Source organism: Rhizobium sp. RAF56 (assembly GCF_052113965.1).
GTDB lineage: Bacteria > Pseudomonadota > Alphaproteobacteria > Rhizobiales > Rhizobiaceae > Rhizobium.
This window is the reverse complement of the sequence record NZ_JBFRDU010000061.1, coordinates 1-18257: the sequence shown is the minus strand read 5'-3', so window position 1 is coordinate 18257 and position 18257 is coordinate 1. Positions and strand designations below refer to the sequence as shown.

General features: G+C 57.9%; 21 protein-coding genes and 1 pseudogene. 9 read left to right on the top strand and 13 right to left on the bottom strand.

The genetic code is table 11. From position 1 onward, the window contains the following. Positions 1 to 196 (bottom strand): helix-turn-helix domain-containing protein (locus tag AB4048_RS27255; protein ID WP_442205103.1); only part of this gene is annotated, 196 nt, incomplete at its 3' end. Positions 197 to 373: 177 nt separating this feature from the next. Continuing rightward, positions 374 to 652 (bottom strand): annotated as a pseudogene (locus AB4048_RS27250) (DUF6428 family protein); the annotation flags it as partial. A gap of 79 nt (positions 653 to 731) precedes the next feature. On the opposite strand from AB4048_RS27250, the gene AB4048_RS27245 reads away from it, so the two are divergent. Both AB4048_RS27245 and arsK read left to right on the top strand, forming a co-directional pair. After that, a complete protein-coding gene (locus tag AB4048_RS27245) occupies positions 732 to 1094 on the top strand; it encodes an ArsR/SmtB family transcription factor (RefSeq protein ID WP_442205102.1) in 363 nt (120 codons plus the stop codon). Next, positions 1087 to 2310: an arsenite efflux MFS transporter ArsK gene (arsK, locus tag AB4048_RS27240; protein WP_442205101.1), complete on the top strand. Its 1224-nt coding sequence runs from the start codon at positions 1087 to 1089 to the stop codon at positions 2308 to 2310. The genes AB4048_RS27245 and arsK overlap by 8 nt, the downstream gene beginning before the upstream one ends. Before the next feature lie 70 nt (positions 2311 to 2380). On the opposite strand, the gene arsH is transcribed toward arsK, so the two are convergent. From arsH to AB4048_RS27210, 6 genes are read right to left on the bottom strand one after another with little or no spacing between them, the layout of a single operon-like run. Further along, a complete protein-coding gene (gene arsH / locus AB4048_RS27235) occupies positions 2381 to 3091 on the bottom strand; it encodes an arsenical resistance protein ArsH (RefSeq protein WP_442205100.1) in 711 nt (236 codons plus the stop codon). Then, complete coding sequence (arsC, locus tag AB4048_RS27230; protein ID WP_442205099.1) at positions 3084 to 3506, bottom strand: arsenate reductase (glutaredoxin); 423 nt, start codon at positions 3504 to 3506, stop codon at positions 3084 to 3086. The genes arsH and arsC overlap by 8 nt, the downstream gene beginning before the upstream one ends. A 2-nt stretch (positions 3507 to 3508) precedes the next feature. Further along, positions 3509 to 4567 (bottom strand): ACR3 family arsenite efflux transporter, encoded by a 1059-nt coding sequence (gene arsB, locus AB4048_RS27225; protein WP_442205098.1) that lies wholly within the window; start codon positions 4565 to 4567, stop codon positions 3509 to 3511. 1 nt (position 4568) lies between these two features. After that, entirely contained in the window at positions 4569 to 5096 is a 528-nt protein-coding gene (locus tag AB4048_RS27220) for an arsenate reductase ArsC (protein WP_442205097.1), read from the bottom strand. Positions 5097 to 5111: 15 nt separating this feature from the next. Next, positions 5112 to 5549 carry a GNAT family N-acetyltransferase gene (locus tag AB4048_RS27215; protein ID WP_442205096.1) on the bottom strand — a complete coding sequence of 146 codons (438 nt, stop codon included), beginning with the start codon at positions 5547 to 5549 and terminating at the stop codon, positions 5112 to 5114. Then, positions 5537 to 5899, bottom strand: a complete 363-nt coding sequence (locus AB4048_RS27210) for an ArsR/SmtB family transcription factor (RefSeq protein ID WP_442205095.1) — start codon at positions 5897 to 5899, stop codon at positions 5537 to 5539. The genes AB4048_RS27215 and AB4048_RS27210 overlap by 13 nt, the downstream gene beginning before the upstream one ends. A gap of 668 nt (positions 5900 to 6567) precedes the next feature. Here AB4048_RS27210 and AB4048_RS27205 point away from each other — a divergent pair. The 5 genes from AB4048_RS27205 (at position 6568) to AB4048_RS27185 (ending at position 10642) form a co-directional block, all read left to right on the top strand. Beyond that, the gene (locus tag AB4048_RS27205; protein ID WP_442205094.1) at positions 6568 to 6852 is read left to right on the top strand and encodes a hypothetical protein; all 285 of its coding nucleotides are present in this window, start codon (positions 6568 to 6570) and stop codon (positions 6850 to 6852) included. A gap of 447 nt (positions 6853 to 7299) precedes the next feature. Continuing rightward, positions 7300 to 7479: a hypothetical protein gene (locus AB4048_RS27200; RefSeq protein WP_442205093.1), complete on the top strand. Its 180-nt coding sequence runs from the start codon at positions 7300 to 7302 to the stop codon at positions 7477 to 7479. Positions 7480 to 7506: 27 nt separating this feature from the next. Beyond that, positions 7507 to 7725, top strand: coding sequence for a hypothetical protein (locus tag AB4048_RS27195; RefSeq protein WP_442205092.1), 219 nt, complete (start codon positions 7507 to 7509; stop codon positions 7723 to 7725). Positions 7726 to 8375: 650 nt separating this feature from the next. Then, positions 8376 to 9449: a sensor histidine kinase gene (locus AB4048_RS27190; RefSeq protein ID WP_442205104.1), complete on the top strand. Its 1074-nt coding sequence runs from the start codon at positions 8376 to 8378 to the stop codon at positions 9447 to 9449. Positions 9450 to 10390: 941 nt separating this feature from the next. After that, positions 10391 to 10642, top strand: coding sequence for a DUF982 domain-containing protein (locus AB4048_RS27185; RefSeq protein ID WP_442205091.1), 252 nt, complete (start codon positions 10391 to 10393; stop codon positions 10640 to 10642). A 401-nt stretch (positions 10643 to 11043) separates the two neighbouring features. Here the strand turns inward: AB4048_RS27185 and AB4048_RS27180 are convergent, their stop codons facing one another. From AB4048_RS27180 to AB4048_RS27165, 4 genes are all read right to left on the bottom strand, one after another. Then, positions 11044 to 12111 carry a sensor histidine kinase gene (locus AB4048_RS27180; RefSeq protein WP_442205090.1) on the bottom strand — a complete coding sequence of 356 codons (1068 nt, stop codon included), beginning with the start codon at positions 12109 to 12111 and terminating at the stop codon, positions 11044 to 11046. A gap of 319 nt (positions 12112 to 12430) precedes the next feature. Further along, entirely contained in the window at positions 12431 to 12790 is a 360-nt protein-coding gene (locus AB4048_RS27175) for an STAS/SEC14 domain-containing protein (protein WP_442205089.1), read from the bottom strand. 565 nt (positions 12791 to 13355) lie between these two features. Beyond that, positions 13356 to 13568, bottom strand: coding sequence for a cold-shock protein (locus AB4048_RS27170; RefSeq protein WP_442205088.1), 213 nt, complete (start codon positions 13566 to 13568; stop codon positions 13356 to 13358). A 535-nt stretch (positions 13569 to 14103) separates the two neighbouring features. Next, positions 14104 to 14817 (bottom strand): CerR family C-terminal domain-containing protein, encoded by a 714-nt coding sequence (locus AB4048_RS27165; RefSeq protein ID WP_442205087.1) that lies wholly within the window; start codon positions 14815 to 14817, stop codon positions 14104 to 14106. 140 nt (positions 14818 to 14957) lie between these two features. Between AB4048_RS27165 and AB4048_RS27160 the strand changes: the two genes are divergently transcribed. After that, positions 14958 to 16061 carry an HlyD family secretion protein gene (locus tag AB4048_RS27160; protein ID WP_442205086.1) on the top strand — a complete coding sequence of 368 codons (1104 nt, stop codon included), beginning with the start codon at positions 14958 to 14960 and terminating at the stop codon, positions 16059 to 16061. Continuing rightward, a complete protein-coding gene (locus tag AB4048_RS27155) occupies positions 16058 to 17635 on the top strand; it encodes a DHA2 family efflux MFS transporter permease subunit (protein ID WP_442205085.1) in 1578 nt (525 codons plus the stop codon). Before AB4048_RS27160 ends, AB4048_RS27155 begins: the two co-directional genes overlap by 4 nt. Positions 17636 to 17894: 259 nt before the next feature. On the opposite strand, the gene AB4048_RS27150 is transcribed toward AB4048_RS27155, so the two are convergent. Next, positions 17895 to 18257 (bottom strand): winged helix-turn-helix transcriptional regulator (locus AB4048_RS27150; protein WP_442205084.1); only part of this gene is annotated, 363 nt, incomplete at its 5' end.

The following is an 18257-nucleotide window of genomic DNA, read 5'->3' as shown; positions in this document are numbered from 1 at the left end:
TGGCCTGCACCAAGGCCGCACGCTGCTGATCGTTCAACCTCGACTGCTGACCGGGAGCCTTGCCGTCGATCAGCCCCTGGGGACCCCGTTCGTTGAAGCGCATGACCCAGTCCCGAATGATCTGGAGCGTGACATTGCCGAGCCGGGCTACATCTGACCGCGAGCCGCCGTCGTAGATCAATGCGAGCGCCAACAAGCGTCGTACCTGGGCGGCATCCTTCGACTGCCGCGACAGAGGCCGGAGACCTTCTCCATCAAAATCTTCACGTAACGAAATCCCCGGTCGCATCGTAAACCTCCAGTTTGCCCCAGAGATTCAGATTCACCGCGTTTTGGGAAGGCCAAAGAGTCGAGGTCAGCGAGTTGGCGTATTAGCCGATCCGTCGAGGGAGACGTGTTCAGAGACCTTCCTGACGATCGCTGAGAACTTTCCCGCCGTCATGTGCGTCCGATCACGATCATCGACATCCCACAGCTGGACGAAGATTTCCGACCAAGCCTCAGGATTCGCTCCGCAGTCCAGAGCGGAGAACAGGCCTGCCTTGACCTCGGTGACGTGATATCCCGGGCGGACTGACATTCCGTCGTATTCGAAGACGAGTGGTTTTTCTGCCGCTCCTCCGAGCTTTTCCAGGAGCGAACCCAAAGTCATACCGGGTGGTAGTGAGGGGGTTGTCTAAGGACGTCATCTGAGTTACTCCTTTGTTTGATAATTTTAGGATTGTTGAAATATGGAAGAACGTCAAGCCCTCATGTCATTCGCGGCGCTTTCCCAGGAGACCCGGTTAGGCATCGTCCGCAATTTGGTGGTCGCCGGGCCCGAAGGCATGCCTGCCGGGGCGGTCGCCGAGGCAATGGGGGTTTCAGCCTCGAATGTGTCCTTTCATCTCAAGGAACTCGAGCGGGCAGGGCTGATTACTCAAAGACGGGAGTCCCGTTCGATCGTTTACAGCGCGAACTACGAGGCGCTGTCGGCCCTCGTTAAGTTTTTGATGGAGGATTGTTGTTCGGGTCATCCGAAGGTCCTCGGGGTCACAGGCGGGAACGCGGGTTGCTGCTCGACGGATAGCGGTACTGAGCAACAGCATGTCTGAGACCAAAGACGGAATTCCCGTCGCTGTGGTTTCGGCCCTGGGACTGACGCAGATCATCGGCTACGGCACGCTCTATTACAGCTTCAGCATCCTCGCCCCCGGAATGGCGCGCGATCTGGGTCTGACGGTGGAGCAGGTGTTCGGGGTTTTCTCGGCATCACTTTTCGTCGGAGGCCTCTCGGCTCCCTTCATCGGAAAGTGGATGGATCGCTTCGGAGCCAGCCTGATCATGACTGTCGGATCAGCCTTGTCGGCACTGACGCTGGTGCTCTGCGCATGGTCCCCCTCAGTCGCCGTATTCGCTGCCGCCATCGTCCTTCTGGAAGTGGCATCCGGCATGGTGCAGTACCAGGCGGCATTCGCAGCGCTCGTGGAGAGCCGGCCAAAAGCCGCATCCCGCAGCATCACCTACCTCACGCTCATCGGCGGGTTCGCGTCTACCATCTTCTGGCCGATTGCTGCCAACCTCCACGAACATTTTTCCTGGCGTGAAATCTATGTGGCTTTCGCGGGTTTGAATCTGCTGGTTTGCCTGCCTTTGCACTACTGGATCATGCGGCATAGGCGCATCGAGGCGGCTTTTTCATTTCACAAGCCCATGACCCCTGTCGTCGGAGCACTGCCACCCGAGGGGAGGCGGCGCGGCATGCAGATCGTCTCATTGGCATTCGCCTTACAGGGCTTCTCGCTATCCGCCATACTGACCCACATGGTTCCCATGCTGGATGCGATCGGGCTTGGTGGGGCAGCGGTAATCGTCGGTTCGTTGTTCGGCCCCTCTCAGGTTTTTAGCCGATTGATAAATATGGTTTTCGGGAAGCGCCTTTCGCCTCCAATGCTAGCAACGTTGTCGGCCGCCCTTATTGTATTCGGTGTTGTCATCCTGGGAGTGTCCGGAGCCTGGTTGCCGGGTGCTGTGGCATTCGCGGTATGCCTTGGTCTCGGCTCGGGTATCAATAGCATCGCGCAAGGGTCGCTTCCTCTTTGGCTCTTCGGATCGGAAGGCTACGGAGCAATTACTGGACGGATGGCGGCGTCACGGCTAGCGGCGGGAGCCATGGCTCCCTTTGTTTTCTCCGTTGTCATGGGAACATTCGGTATCGAAGTCGCTTTGCTGGCAAACTCATGCCTTGGCGCGATAGGTATCGTGGCGTTCCTGGCGGTGGCGTCTTCGACGAGGCGAAGCGAGATTGGGGCCTCCACCGCGGATACCTGACCACGAACGGCGGCTATCGCCCGCCCGTCACGGCCTGGGGTGACGGGATTGGGGAGCGGGTGAACATCCCTCAGATTGATTTCAATGCGACCCGCTTCTCGAGTTTCACGGCGTCTTCCTTCCTTTCGCTGTAGCGGTCCGTCAGATAGTCTGAGGCATCGCGGGTCAAGAGCGTGAATTTCACCAGTTCCTCGCAAACATCGACCACCCGGTCGTAGAACGGCGAGGGCTTCATCCGCCCATCGCTATCGAATTCCTGATAGGCCTTCGCCACCGACGACTGGTTGGGGATCGTGATCATCCGCATCCAGCGACCGAGCACGCGCATCTGGTTCAGGGCATTGAAGGACTGGCTGCCGCCTGACACTTCCATTACCGCGAGCGTCTTCCCTTGCGTCGGACGGACCGAACCGATCGAGAGCGGAATCCAGTCGATCTGGGCTTTCATGATGCCCGTCATGGCACCATGGCGCTCTGGGCTAACCCATACCTGGCCTTCCGACCATTCGGAAAGCTCGCGCAATTCCTGAACCTTGGGATGGCCGGCCGGCGCGTCGTCCGGCAGGGGAAGGCCTTTTGGGTCGAACATCCTGACCTCGCATCCAAACCGTTCCAGCAGGCGGCGGGCCTCGTGGGCGAGCAGACGGCTGTAGGAGACCTCGCGCAGTGAACCGTAGAGGATCAGGATTCGCGGTTTATGCGTCGAGAACGCTGGCCGCAAGGCATCAAGATCGGGCTGGCGCAGGTGCCTGGCGTCTAATCCGGGGAATGTCTCAGGCAATGCGCTTTCCCTTCTCGTCGAGCACCTGCTCGCCGTCTTCCTTTGTGAACGCACCCTTGTGCGTGTCCGGCAGGATGTCCAGGACGAGTTCGGACGGCCGGCTCAAACGTGTTCCGAGCGGAGTGACGACAAAAGGCCGATTGATGAGGATCGGGTCCTTGAGCATGGCGTCGAGCAACTGGTCGTCGGTCAGTGCCGGATTGTCGAGACCGAGTTCCGCATATGGCGTCCCTTTCTCTCGGAGCGCCTGCCGGACTTTGAGACCGGCGTCGGCGATCATCTTCACCAACGTTTCGCGCGACGGTGGTGTCTTGAGATACTCGATCACGATTGGCTCGATACCCGCGTTCCTGATCATTTCCAGTGTGTTCCGCGAAGTTCCGCAGGCCGGATTGTGGTAAATGGTGACGTCCATGATTACGCCCTTTCGCTAGCTGTGTTCTTGATGACTGCGGGGCTGGCCTCGTACCAGCCCTTGGAGCGGTTCACGATCCAGACCACCGACAGCATGACGGGGACCTCGATCAGCACGCCGACGACTGTCGCGAGCGCTGCGCCCGACTGGAACCCGAAGAGACTGATGGCCGCGGCGACCGCAAGCTCGAAAAAGTTGCTGGCTCCGATGAGGGCGGATGGACCGGCGACGCAATGCTGTTCTCCGGACATCCGGTTGAGCAGATAGGCAAGTCCCGAATTGAAGTAGACTTGGATCAGGATGGGAACCGCCAGTAGTGCAATAATGGTCGGGTGCGCGATGATCTCCTCTCCCTGGAAGCCAAACAGGAGAACGAGGGTCGCCAACAACGCGGCGAGTGATAACGGCTGGAGCTTCGCCAACACGGCGTCGAGCGCGCGTGTGGTGCCGTCGGCCGTCAGGTACCTGCGGATGACTTGGGAAATGGCGACAGGGATCAGGATATAGAGGACCACGGAAATCGTTAGTGTGTCCCAGGGCACGGTGATCGCTGACAATCCCAGCAGAAGCCCGACGATCGGAGCGAAGGCGACGATCATGATGGCGTCGTTGAGCGCGACCTGGGATAGGGTGAAGTGTGGCTCGCCCTTGGTGAGATTCGACCACACGAACACCATCGCCGTGCATGGCGCGGCAGCCAGGATAATCAGGCCCGCGATGTAGGAATCGATCTGGTCGGCCGGGAGCAGGGAGCGGAAAAGCCATCCGACGAAGAGCCAGCCAAGCAGCGCCATCGAGAACGGCTTAACGGCCCAGTTGACGAAAAGCGTGACGCCGATCCCTCGCCAGTAGCTGCCGACCTTTGCCAGAGAGCCGAAATCGATCTTCAGCAGCATCGGGATGACCATCAGCCAGATTAATATCGCGACCGGAATATTGACCTTGGCGACTTCGGCCGCGCCGATGGCATGGAACACGCCGGGCATTACATGCCCAAGCGCAATGCCAACCACGATGCAGAGGAAGACCCAGACTGTCAGGTATCGTTCGAACGTGGACATCTTACTCGGCCTTTGCGGATTTCACGGTAGCGCCTTCGAGCGAACCGATCTGGCGGAGTTTGTGTTCCAGCGCCATGCGATCGATGGAGGTCAGGGGCAGGTTGATGAAGAGAGAGATACGGTTCTTGAGGAAGCGGGCGGCCTGGGAGAACGCACGCTGAATCTCGATTTCGGTTCCAACGGCGGCGGCTGGGTCTTCGATGCCCCAATGTGCAGTCATCGGATGGCCGATCCAGACTGGGCAGGCTTCACCGGCTGCGCTGTCGCAGACCGTGAAGATGAAGTCCATCTCGGGAGCGCCTGGTTCGGCGAACACGTCCCAGCTCTTCGACGAAAAGCCCGTCGACGGGTATCCTAGAGCTTCAAGCTCCCTGATCGCGTGTGGATTCACAGTGCCCTTTGGCTGGCTACCCGCGGAGAAGGCTTTGAATCGACCGCCACCATCCTTGTTAAGGATGGATTCGGCGAGAATAGAACGTGCGGAATTGCCCGTGCACAGGAAGAGCACGTTGTAGGTCTTGTCGGTCATGGTCGTGTTCCGTTGTTAGATCGGAGGCCTGCTGAGTTTCATGATTGTCGCCGACACGGGACGGAGGCCCGAAAGCTGGCGGGTGGAGAGAATCGCTTGCGGCACCTGGTCGCGTTCGACAGCCCGAAAGCCAACCGACTCGAAGAACGGCGCAGCGTTTGTGGTCGCGAGATAGACCTCGGAAGCACTGGGCGTTCGCGTGATTGTCATTTGAGTGAGACGCCGCCCGTATCCTTTTGACCGGAACGACGGCAAGATCACCATGGACCGCAGGAGGAAGTCGCCTGCAGCGGCTTCCAGCCCTGAGTAGCCAACTAGGCCATCTTCGCTGTCCACGAGCTGGAAATAGGATCGGCCAGGCTCATCCAAATCATCCACCGGAAGGCCCGACGCGCTCAAGGCTGCCCTGATGCCGCCTCCGGCCGATGTAGGGCGAAGTTCTAGTTGATACATGGCTCTGCTTCTCCCGGCGAGCAGCACGGTGTGAGATCGGCAATTAGCGGAGCGCACAACTCGGCGTTCCCGCCACAGCAGTCTTTAAGCAGGAACAGCGTCAGAGTCCGGAAACCTTCAAGGTCCGCGCGGTAGATGATGGAGCGGCTCTGTCGCTCGCTCTTGACGATGCCAGCCCTCGATAATGTTGCGAGGTGGGCGGACATGGTGTTCTGGGGGACATCCAGCATCCGTGCCAGCTCTCCCGCCGGGATTCCGTCCGGTTCGGACTTCACAAGCAGACGGAAGGTTTCTAGCCTCGTCGTCTGAGCCAGGGCCGCCAGCGCTGCAATTGCAAGTTTTGATTCCATATATCCAGAATAACGGATATGATGTTTATGTCAACTCATTTGAGGACCTTCATTCGGCAGTGAACATCAACCGCACATCATACATACTCAGGTCAAAACCCAATTGGTGAACGAACAAGTTAGGACCGACCGCGGACATTTATCCGAGAGCTTGAACGGCGCAGGTTGACCCATTCCAGCCGTCCTCGTTGCGTTTCTTGAACGACGGCTTTGGGCCCATATTCCAGTCATTCCGAAAGCGCCGGCGAATTCCCAAAAGCTGCCAGTCAACTCGTGCCCGTTCATGTCTGCAGTGAGGCCGACGGCGTAAGCTGAGTGTCGTCCGATCGTTCGGGGTTTGGCTTCGGTTTCACCTTGTAATTGTGCTTAGCATCCCCATATATGCTAAAGTAGCAGCTACTGCGTGGCGCTGCTTTCGGGGACGTAAAACACCCAAGCCGCAAGGACGCGTTGTCTTCCCCCTAAGAATTCCTACCGTGGACGCGCGACCCGAAACCTCAGCCGGTTTCGGCATGTCGATTTCATCATTCAATCGACCCGCTCATATTTGTGGCTGTCATTCTCTATGCTAATTCCAAGGCCCGTTCTGGTGGCGGCTGAGTGGACGCGCACTGCACCGCGCTCAATAAGCGCGGCGTGACCCAATTCATCAGACCTGAGGTTTTCCCATGACAGAACGCACCACGGAATCTGAAATCACCTTTTGCCACCCCTTCGTCTTAACTTCTTTGGTAATGACGCTCGATCCTGGCACCTATCGCCTCGTGGTGGATGAAGAACTGATCGAGGGGCTCTCATTCGCTGCCTACAAAAGAACCGGAACTCATCTCGAAATACCGGCGGTGGGGATTGATATCGGGAGCAGGCAATTGCTCAAGGTACATCCGCAGGAACTGCAGGCGGCAATGCACAAGGATGCCGAGGGCGGTGAACCGCTTACCCTCAACACATAAATCGCCGCTGCCGGACTGCTGGCCAAGGCTTCGTAACGCCATTTGGCCACACCACACAGACGTTAACTCATCATCGCTTTCATTTTAACGGAGGGCAGTCGATGACCGGCCCCATCCACGAGGCATGTTGCAGCCATCTCGTCGTTTCCGAAATCGACGCCTGTCAGCCGCGAAATGAGGCTGCGGATAGCGAGATCAGGACGTTTGCCGATATCTATTTTTCAATTTGCTCGGGAGCGTAATGTCATGGATTCCCGCTTCCGCAGAAGAATCATGATGGCCGCGATGGTTTTCGGGCTCGCTCTCTCGATCCTCTATGTATTGAGCACCCATAGTGTCGACCGGGCAAAACAGGGGGCGACCGACGTTAGTTCGCACCCGACAGGGTCTCTCACCGCAACTGCGGCGGCGAAATGAATAGCAAGCACATCTGGAAGATCAAAAATCATGATCGCTATCAATGCCGAGAAATATGTTCCAGCGAGATTGGCAAGGGTTTGGAACATCTGCGATTTCGCCAAGCGCTTTAGGCTCGATCGATTTGAAGAAAAAAGGCTGCTGACGCCCCTTGGCCCAACGGCGACAGAGCGCCAGCTTCTAATGAACGCCGGCAGACGCCCCTTATAGGCCGCCGTGCGCGGCAGGAGAAACATAATGAAGAAGGTACTAGCAAACATCGAAAGCTATAAGGCGGGAGCCAAGGCTTGTGGGGATGCCGGGCAACAAAAGGCGACCAACCCCCATCCACCTCAGACGGCGAGAGCACTGACCTGGGACAACGGTTATCTCGATCAGCAGAAACTTCATGCGAACCGCGATGGAGAGCAGTCTCGTGAACGCGCAACGCTGCGCCTTCCGAAAATGAAGGACTGAAAGCGATGTCCCACAACCCCGAGGAACAGCGAACGACGCTCAGACGCGTTCTTAGGCGCGCCGACTACGCTACGTCAGAAATGGAAGCTGCTATCGGTGAGTTGCATCAAGCTGAAACCGACATCATTCGGAAGATTGAAGCAGCGACCATCCCCATGAAGAATTATCCTGCGTCCAGACGACGAAGGCTGATCTCGGATTCCTCTGCTCTTGCAACGTGGGAGAATGAGGGAGGCTCGATGCGTGCAGCCAAGCGAAAACCGATTCCGCATATCTTGTGAACGGTGTAGGACCGTGGATCGGTCGCTCCCTACACCTTGGAGGATTACGATGATCAAGTTGCCCAGGAGCAGGATCGTTCTCGCCTCGATCGTAGTCGTTGAGGTATGCGGGATATTGCTTGTCGTCGGCTCGATCGGAATGGGCCTGTTACGCAGCGGCTTGCTCTAGTCGACAGGGGGGCAACGCGTATCAGAAGCGCCTTCTGCTTTGCACGGGGTGCTCGGTGCCGTCCGCGAAAGATATTCTGATCGAGGCTGCACCGAGCATTGCGATTCCTCAAACGCCCGCCCTCAGAAGGTGTATCAATTGTATAGATCCGATGCGGGCTGCCTGCCCGTCTCCGCAGATCTTCGCGGGGCATTGTCCAGATCATGATGGAATTTCAGAATTTGCAGGATGCCGAGAGACTTGCGCTGGCGGTCGTCAACACCATCCACGATCCCCTTCTCGTTCTCGATAGCAAATTTTGCGTGCTGGCTGCCAGTCGCTCGTTTTACGAAACGTTCCACGTCGTTCCGGAGCATACTATTGGACGGTTCCTCTTTTCACTCGGAAATGGTCAATGGGACATTCCTGCACTTCGCCAACTGCTGGAGACGATCATTCCGGCCCAGACCGCCATGGATGGTTTCGAAGTTGAGGCCGTATTCCCGTCCCGCGGCCACAGGATCATGGTATTGAACGCAAGGCAGGTTGTGTTCGAGGACAAAGCCAACGCAATGATATTGCTCGCGTTCGCCGACGTTACCGTCGGCCGAGCGATCCAGCGCGAGAAGGACGCGCTTCTTCGCCGTACCGAAGAGCTGTTGCTGCAGAAAGAAATCCTGCTGCAAGAAATGCAACACCGCGTCGCCAACAGCCTGCAGATCATAGCGAGCATATTGTTGTTGAAAGCTCGCATCGTCACATCGGAGGAAACGCGCCGCGACCTGCATGACGCCCATCAACGGCTGATGTCGGTCGCGGAGGTGCAGAGGCATTTGCATGTCACTCACGGAATCGATCAGATTTTAGTTGGCTCTTATTTGTCCACGCTTTGCGACAGCCTCGGTGCCTCGATGATCAGAGATGCTCAGCCGATCGACATCACGACGATCGGCGACGCCGGGCAGATCGGTTCCGATCAGGCCGTCAGCCTTGGCCTGATTGTGACCGAGCTGGTCATCAATGCGATCAAATATGCCTTTCCTGTCTTCCAGGCCGACGCGCAGGTGCTCGTAAACTACACGTCTAGCGGAGCCGACTGGAGCCTCATCGTCGCCGACAACGGCATTGGGAAGAAGGGCGATCCGGCGACGCGAGCGGGCGGGGGATTGGGGACGGCGATCGTCCAGGCGCTCGCAAAGCAACTCGGGGCACGGATCGACATATCCAACAATGTAACAGGCACCGGCATCTCGATCACCTACACCGGTATCACATCAACGGTCGGTCCAGCCTGAGTGGTTCTGCGCCGTCCTTTCTCAGGAAATGGACCTTGGCCTGGCGGTATTGGTACCTTGGTCCGCCACTCCCGAGGTTGAGAGCGCGCCAACCTTCGGGAGCGTTGATCACCGCATTCAGCATAGAATTTATCTGCGTGACCGATCCTGGCACTAGAGATTCAGGCCTTGGCCCTAACTGGCGGCTTTGTGCCGGAAGTGGCTACGGTCGGCTGAGAACCGTACGTCCGCGCTTGAGGCAGCCATGCCGAGAGCGGATTGTACGGTTCCGGCCCCATTCGCGACACTCGAAGATCGGCCTGGGAAGGAGAGCTTCTGGCGCTACTTGCTCTTTTAGACGGCTGGATCGAACGGCAAGGTTTCACCGTCTGTTGGCCATTGGCCAGCGAAGCTGATTGGGTTTTGACCTCTTCCACGACGCCATTGCTTGCGCGGCCCATCTGTTACTTAGCTCAGCCTCAGCAAAAAACAAAGGCCCCACCGGAGGAGCGATGAGGCCTGTTTGGATTGGCAATGTGAAGCGGGGCCGTGACGGTAGACCTTGCGAGTAATGTGTCCTGCGGGGGGGACTGTGTCCGTCACGGCCCGCTACCCCAACAACATCGGGGACGCGAGTTTGTTCCAAATTGCCCTTGATCGCTAAAAGAAAAGCGAGCCGCGGGTGACGAGCTCGCTCTTAGGTGCGTTCACTGGGCCGGCGTGACGTGGTCAGGGGAGACGTTGGAGTTAGATTGCCTCTCGAAAAGGAACGACCGGCCTCGTCCAATAGCCATTCTCAACAATTACGAAGCTATCTCGAAGGAAACGATCAACCGCGGTAAATGTCGGCCTCGCTCAGCCTGGGCTAGGACGCAAAACCATGTTGACAAGCGTTAACATGATGGATTGCTTATAGACGCTGGCCTAGCGCCCAAAGGACTCCAATTCCCACAGGAGAGACCATGGCTAATCCAACCTTCAGACCCGTCGAGCTCTGCATCCAACCTCCGAATGCATACCGGTCAATCCGCACCGTGAGAGATGCCATCCAGGCGCTCCTCGAGCATTGGTCTTATGAAATGCAGAAGGGCAAGCCGTTCGAGCGAGCTTGCAAGGCGTGTCTTGATGCCATGGAAAATGATGGCTGTGCGGAGAAGGCACGATGGGCGGTTCTGAGGGCTGCCAAGGCTGCCGGTCTCGCGATCCGGGTTTAATCCCAAGACATGCTGCGACAGATAGGAAGTCAGCCACGTCGCTGTTTGCTTCCAATCTTTCGGTTCTAGCTATCGATCCGTCCACGAGGTCGCTTTCCAGTGCACTTACTTCTGCTCTGGGAGGATCTGCGGGTCAGTGCCGGCCGGAATAGTATCGCCTACGCGATAGGTCGGCTGCGTTTCGGCAATGCACGCGCCCCTCACGGCCTGTCATAGTATCCACCATAGGATCAGCAGCCACAGGGGCACGGATAGTGCGATTCCATTTATTACGCCGCGCATCACACGTCTCCCCTTTTGAGATTGCATCATACAGGGCATACGTAAGGAGCCAGGCGGCTCGCCGATTGCTTTTACCTGCCAATCTTTTGCGGCGGGGTGCCACAGGTAGATTCAGCTTTTCAGGATGCTGAGAGAGATACAGCTTTGTTGTAGGGTTTACGCTTTGTCGAAACTGCGCGAGCTTCCTCGTTGTCCTCAGAAATGGCATCCTTCACGACCATTTCACAGACTAGCCCTTCAGGCCGAAAGTCCATCGTGGCTGCGTCAATCCCGGTTTGCTGAGCCACTAATTTGGTACCCAAGCCCCGCCGCGTCGGTTGCTCCACTGGCGGACCGCCAATCTCCATCCAATTCAGGACCAGCTCCTGGGCGGTTCCGCTGCCATTGGTATTGCGGAGATGCCAACGCACTTCCACAATTCCATCCAGCGTCGACAATGCACCGTATTTGACGGCATTGGTGCCAAGTTCATGCAAGGCTAGCACCAGCGGCACGCATGATCGTTCAGGCAGAATGCAGGGCGGACCTGAGAGGCGAACAGCGCCCTGACCATTGAAAGGGGCGAGCGCACGGACGGCGAGATCGGGAAGATAGCAGATTTCCCAGTTGCCAATGACCAGGACAGACTGGGCCTCAGCCAATGCGTGCAAACGGGAGTTCAATTTACGGATCGCATCGGCGGTATCGGGCACGCCACGGAAGGAATGAGCCGCCAGGGCTTGAACTATCGCTAAAATATTCTTTACGCGATGCTCCAGTTCGCCGTTCAGGTGTTTCAATTCTGAATTGAGACCAGCCTCGCGTTGGGAACTCACCTCCAAGTCGATGAGTGTTCGCCGCAGCGTGTCCATGACGAAGATAGTCATGGCACAAGAAAAGAGAAAGGATGCCACACCGATTGTATCGCCTGTCTGCGCCAAAAACACGTAACGCGGTTCCATGAAGAAGTAGTTGCCCACTACGGCTGCGGCCAGCGCGACACCAGTTGCACCTCTCCAGCCGATGAAGAGGGAAGCGATAACGACGAAGGGATAAAACGTAGAAAACGCTGTGCCCGTAATCACCGAGTCTGCTGCCAAGCGAAGCAGCGCCGGGATAACAACGAAGCCGAATCCCAAGGCAATCGTCCATGGCAAGCTGGGTGGTCCGGCAAGCAGTCGCGACTTAACGAAACCAAATCGCGTCATCAGCGTACCCGTTTCTTCATTTTCAGTGCCTCCAGTTCAAGAGGGCACAGATAACCGTTCGCGCGAGCAGCCGTTTGCTTTCACGTGCCAATCTTTTGTTTGGGGATGTCAATCGTCGCAGGGCAATCGTAGAACGTCGTGTTGCCCGCGGAGTCAGTCGTCGAACGTCCGGTGTTTCTGCCCATCTGGTCGTAAAAGTCTCGCACTTCCGCTCAACACAAAGGACATCGCTTCTCACGACAGGATTAGTCGAAGCTTCTTGAGATATCCGACCGTGACGCCAGTGAAGGCTGGATCAAAGAAGCGAGTTTCTCAACGGCTAGTTTTCCAGCCAGGTGAGCGCAATATTCGTTTCTGCCAGATCGAAATGCTTGATCTTGGGATGGACCAGCAGGCTGGCTATGTGAGGTAGGACTTTCAGTAGTGTGCTGTCCGTGACGACCGCGATTTTTTCGATCCGCCGATGGTGCTCGGACACAAATCTTAGATGCGCTTCGAATGCCTCGAAACTCTCCCAGCCTGGGAACGATTCCGTCCGAAGCATCAGATGCAGGGGCCGATGCGCTGGGGTGTTTGCGACGATCTGTCTCGCGAACTCCTTAAAGTCAGTCTCTTTCAATGGCCCATCTGCGCTGATGATCAGAATATTTCGATCATCGGATCGTTCGAAACGAAGCATTGAAACCCTCTGTTGCCAGTACCGGCAACTTCCCAGGGGCAGTCTACCATCATTGCCCACTGGGACATGTGATAGGCGTCACAAGTGACACTATTCTCCGCGTGGGTGGGAAATGGTCCTTCATGCGTTCTGCTTGAAGGGTACGAGTTGCAGCGTCTCAGCTTGATGCGCGACCAAAAGCCCGCGCGGGCGATACGACCGTAAGCCGCCAGTTGACCAATGAAGGGTATCTGTGCGGCTTCTCAGCGACGGAGTTTGGAGTGCGTACGGCGGCATGGCGCGATGTAGACTTCGCCATAATGAAGCGAAGCTAAGCGCAACTCCTTCTATTTCGACTGTTATTTACCCCTATGCAGTATCGCTTTTGTCGTGGGCAACGTCGTTGAAAGGGCGACACAACCGCCGCAATCTTATCAATGGACTAGGCTTGTGGCGAAACAGAAAAAGGCTCCTGACGGAGCCTTTTGTGTGCCAACCAATCCTGGGAACTGTTAGTTCCAGCGCCCTTGGGTGACAATCGAGTTCAATCTATCGGCAACCGAAGTCAACCATAGAACAATCGAAGTTAGAGCGTATCGATGTTGATGGCCTTGGGACCCTTGCCAAAGCGATCCGGCTCCGTTTCGAAGCTGACCTGCTGGCCTTCGCGCAGCGCCTGGATGCCAGAAGCTTGAAGGGAGGAGATGTGAACGAAAACGTCCTTAGCGCCGCCGTCTGGAGTAATGAAGCCAAAACCCTTATCAGCATTGAAGAACTTCACAGTACCCTTAGTCGCCATAGATATCCCTCATCTAATTGGTCGGCGACAAAACATGGAAACTTTGAGGGACTTGGCAAGCAATAATTTGGATTCGATCTAAAAGCGCTCGCTCATTGAAGACCACACAAATGCGAGAGCTGTGATTGGGCTGATGTAAAATCCCGGATTCGTTGGCTATTCATAAGCATTGTGGGGCGCACTGCATGGCATGCTTCAAAACGATTTCCGCTGCGATCACAGGGTCGACTATCTCTCAGGTGATTTTCATCTTCACATTGTGACATGCTTACACCGGAACTTTGGCATTCAAGGGCACTTATTTCAGCCGGCGTTGTTGACGAGGTCGCTGGCCACGAGCCGTTCCTCTCGCCGCAGGAGCCGCATGTTGCGACGCGTTTTCAATCCTGGAGCCCCTCACTGGTCATTGAGGCGATCATGGTGATGCGGCTTTCGTCATCCTCATAGAAACTGCAAAATTTTATGCCCACTCTCCAGCGGGCGATGTGAAGGTTACCACGTCAAAGAGCGGTGAAATGATGAACATGAGCCGACCTCAATCCGTCGGAGAAAACCCTTGGGCCGGACGATAGGAATTCAGTATCGCGGTGGTCTGTCTCCTGACCACGGCTTTGAGCGCCACCACCCTCGCAGTGGTGATCTCCTGCCAACCGAGCATCTCTTCGACGTGGTCCCTGGCAAGATGGACAATGATCAACTGCCCGCTGATCGTCGTGGATACGATCCTTGCCTCGTCGTCGGTCAGGCGCTGGCCGGCGATACGGGCGACGACAGCCAGGCAGCAGTCGGCGATGCGGCGGCCAGTCCCACCTTTCTTTTCTCCGGTCTGGGCAGCCCTCCCGCCCGGCGCGCGGTGCTGGGCAACGAAGAGGGCGCGGCTAGACGCATCCGGCATTCCGAATAGGAAGTCGGCGAGGCTTTCGAGGATGCGGCAATAACCATCGATGAGCCGGTCGACGTCCGCGAATTCCGGGAGCAGCACTTCAACGGCCTCGACTGCCGGCCCGACCGCCTTCCACGCGAGCCCGTGGATGTACTCGACACAGGCATTATACAGGCCCTCCTTATTTTCGAAGTAGTATTGCAGCGAAGGCGCGGGAACGTCAGCGGCACGTGCGATTTCCCGTGCTGAAACGCCGGCAAACCCATTTTCACCGAACAGAGAGATGGCCGTGGCGATGATTTTCGCCTTCGTTTCCTCGCCGCGAGGGTAGACGGTTTCGGCATTTTTTCTTCTCAGGCTCGTCATCGATCACTCCTTGTGCCGCGGCACAATAGCACGGCGCTCGAAAATATTCCAATCGTAATAATTCTTACAGTTGACAGAATTGTAACAAGCGTAATATTTCTGGCAATGTCAATGAAGATCGAGCGATTTTGAAAATGGACATGACCGTATCCCATCCCCCCGTTGCCGAGACGACCAAACCTCGAAAGAAGCGCGGCCGTTACGTGCTTGCAGCCATTGGCCTCCTCGCCATAGTCGGCGGTTCCTGGTACGGCCTCGACTGGTACAGGAACGGTCGCTTTGTCGTGAGTACCGACAACGCATACCTGCGGGCCGATCAGGTCTCGATGGCTCCGGTCGTCTCCGGTCAGATCGCCGAGGTCTACGTCGCGGACAACCAGACGGTCACGGCGGGCCAGCCTCTCGTGAAGATCGATCCGCGACGCTATGAGATGGCGGTCCGGGAAGCCACGGCAACCGTCAGCGCCCGGGAGGCGGACGTGGCGAAGAGCGAAGCGGACATGGGTCATCAGGACTCAGTGATCGCGCAAGCCCAAGCCGACCTTGAGAACGCAAACGAAAACGCCAGCCTTGCTCAGCAAGACTTCGACCGGATGACCCCGCTCGCGGCCAAGGGCATCGAAAGCCAGCAGAAAAGCGAGCAGGTCACCAGCGCGCTGGAACAGGCCAAGTCGGTCGTTCGCTTGAAGCAGGCCGTCCTCGACGCCGCCCGCCAGCAGACAACCGCTCTCAAGGCACAGGTCGAACAGGCCAATGCGGAGCTCGGCGCTGCACGTGAAAGCCTCGGCAAGGCCGAGATAGACCTCGACGACACGGTGCTGCGAAGCGCCATTGCCGGCAGGGTCGGCGACCGCACGGTCCAGGTCGGTCAATTCGTCCAACCGGGTACGCAGCTGATGACGGTCGTTCCGACGAACGACATCTATCTGGTCGCCAACTTCAAGGAGACGCAGATCGGCGACATGCGCGCGGGACAACCCGCCGCGATCAGCATCGATGCATACCCCGGGCTGAAGGTGACGGGCGTGGTAGACAGCTTCTCACCGGGCACCGGCGCGCAATTCGCCCTTCTTCCGCCGGAGAACGCGACAGGGAACTTCACCAAGATCGTCCAGCGGGTCCCGGTCCGCATCAAACTCGAAGCCGGACAGAAAGGAATGCCCGCGCTGGTCCCCGGCCTGTCGATCGAAGTCTCGGTCGACACCAAGGCCGCGGTTCTCGACAGAGTGGCCTCCGCACAATGAGCGCGCAAACGATATCCGCGGCTTCGCCTCATCCGGCGACGGCAAGCGTGACGGATTGGGTGGCCGTCGTGGCGGGCGCAATCGGCGCGCTGATGGCGACGCTCGACATCTCGATTACCAACACCGCACTTCCCCAGATACAGGGCGCGATCGGGGCCAGCGGCACCGAAGGCACGTGGATAGGCACAGGATACCTGGTCGCGGAGGTCATCATGATCCCGCTGACGGCGTGGTTCACACGCCTGCTGGGTCTGCGGAACCTGCTGCTCGTCACCACAACGGCGTTCGTCCTGTTCTCCATGTTCTGTGGAGTGTCCGACAGCCTTCTCGGCATGATTTTCGGACGCGTAGGGCAGGGGTTTTTTGGCGGGGCCTTGATCCCTACCGCGCAGGTGATCGTGCGGACGCGATTGCCGCCGCGCCAGATGCCAGTCGGAATGAGCATATTCGGCGTCATCGTCCTGATCGGTCCGATCCTCGGTCCCGTACTTGGCGGCTATCTTGCCGAGGAGGTCAGCTGGAGGTGGTGCTTTTTCCTCAACCTCCCGGTCGGACTTGCGCTCGCCGCCCTCCTGCTTGTCGGGTTGCCGCGTCAAAGTCCCAACCTCGCATTGCTCGCCAAGGCGGATTGGTGGGGGATCGCCGGGATGACGCTGGCATTCAGCTGCCTGACGGTGGTGTTCGAAGAGGGGCAGCGCGAAAGCTGGTTCGAATCCCCGATGATCATCCAGCTGAGCCTCGCTTCCCTGTTGGGTTTTGCCGTCCTGTTGATCAGCCAGAAGACAAGCGCCGATCCTGTCATAAAGCTCTCACTCCTGCGGAACAAAGCTTTCGCCAGCGCTGCGATGATCGCCTTGGCGGTCGGAGCGGCAACCTATGGCGCGACGTTCATCCTTCCGCAGTTCCTGAGCTCCATCGCCGGATACAATCCTCGTCAGGCAGGCGGCATCATGGCCATGTCGGCGGTTCCGGTGTTCCTGCTCGTCCCCGTCCTTCCTCGCGTCGTTGGCCGTTTCGACGCGCGTATCATGGTCGCGCTCGGTCTGGCCTTTTTCGCCGCGAGTTGCTTCGTCGATGTCGGACTCAGTCCCGACAGCAACGGGGGAGATTTCGTGATCTCCCAACTGTTGCGGGGCGTGGGCCAGATACTGGCAGCCATGCCGCTCAACCAGGTGTCGATGGCGGCGATCGGGCGCGAGAATGCCGCCGACGGCGCAGGCATCTACAGCATGGCGCGCAATCTTGGCGGCTCCTTGGGGCTCGCCTTGTGCGGCGTCGTCATCGATCAGCGCAGCGCGGCGCACTCCGACACGATCCGCGAGTCGCTGACGGCAAATTCACTCGCAGGGCAGGCCAGACTGGCGTCAAGCGGCGTCGCGCAGGGCGTCGACGCGGCCACGGCCAAGCTTCGCGCCATCTCCCACCTGTCCGGCCTCATCGAGCGGAATGCGCTCGTCATGACTTACAGCGACTGCTTCTGGCTGATGGGGGTACTTATCCTCGCCATGACGCCTGTCGTCCTGCTGCTGCGGCGTCCGCCCGCTTCGTCCGCGGCGCTCTCGGCGGGACACTAACGAGCAGCGACCCGACTTCCCGAGAAGAAGTCCCTATCCCTACTCGTCAGGGGCCGAAATTGGCTGCGAGAAGTCCGCCAATCTGTCCATGATCTCGAGCGCGCCCCGGAGTTCGTGGCCCGTCGCGGTGGCGCATGGCGGATGCGGCTATCAGATTTCTCATTCTGTTGTACTCCGTACTGCGAGGATAGTGACCGTGCTTAACGGCTCGTTGCGTACGACGTTCCGATGTTCCTCGGCCGGCTCAGCCACTGACCGCTTACCGCACTGCCCTTCGCGCTGCGTAAGCGGCGCGGGCCGCGTCGATCCGAGGTGAATTTGCGCGGGTCCAGTCAGCGAGTGCCTCGACCGGCTCCCAGAAGTCGCGGCCAAGGTCGGTCAGAGCATACTCCACCTGCGGGGGCATCACCGGGGTGACCGTACGTGTCACAAAGCCATTCTCCTCCAGGTCTCGCAGCGTGGACGCCAGCATTTTCTGGCTTATCTCGCCGATCTCGCGCTTGAGCGCGTTGAACCGAAGAGGGCCATCACCCAAAACCCGCACCACCAGAAGCGTCCACTTGTCGCTGATGCGAGCCAGCATGCGGCTGATAGGTTCGCATGCCTTAGTATCCTCGTGGTT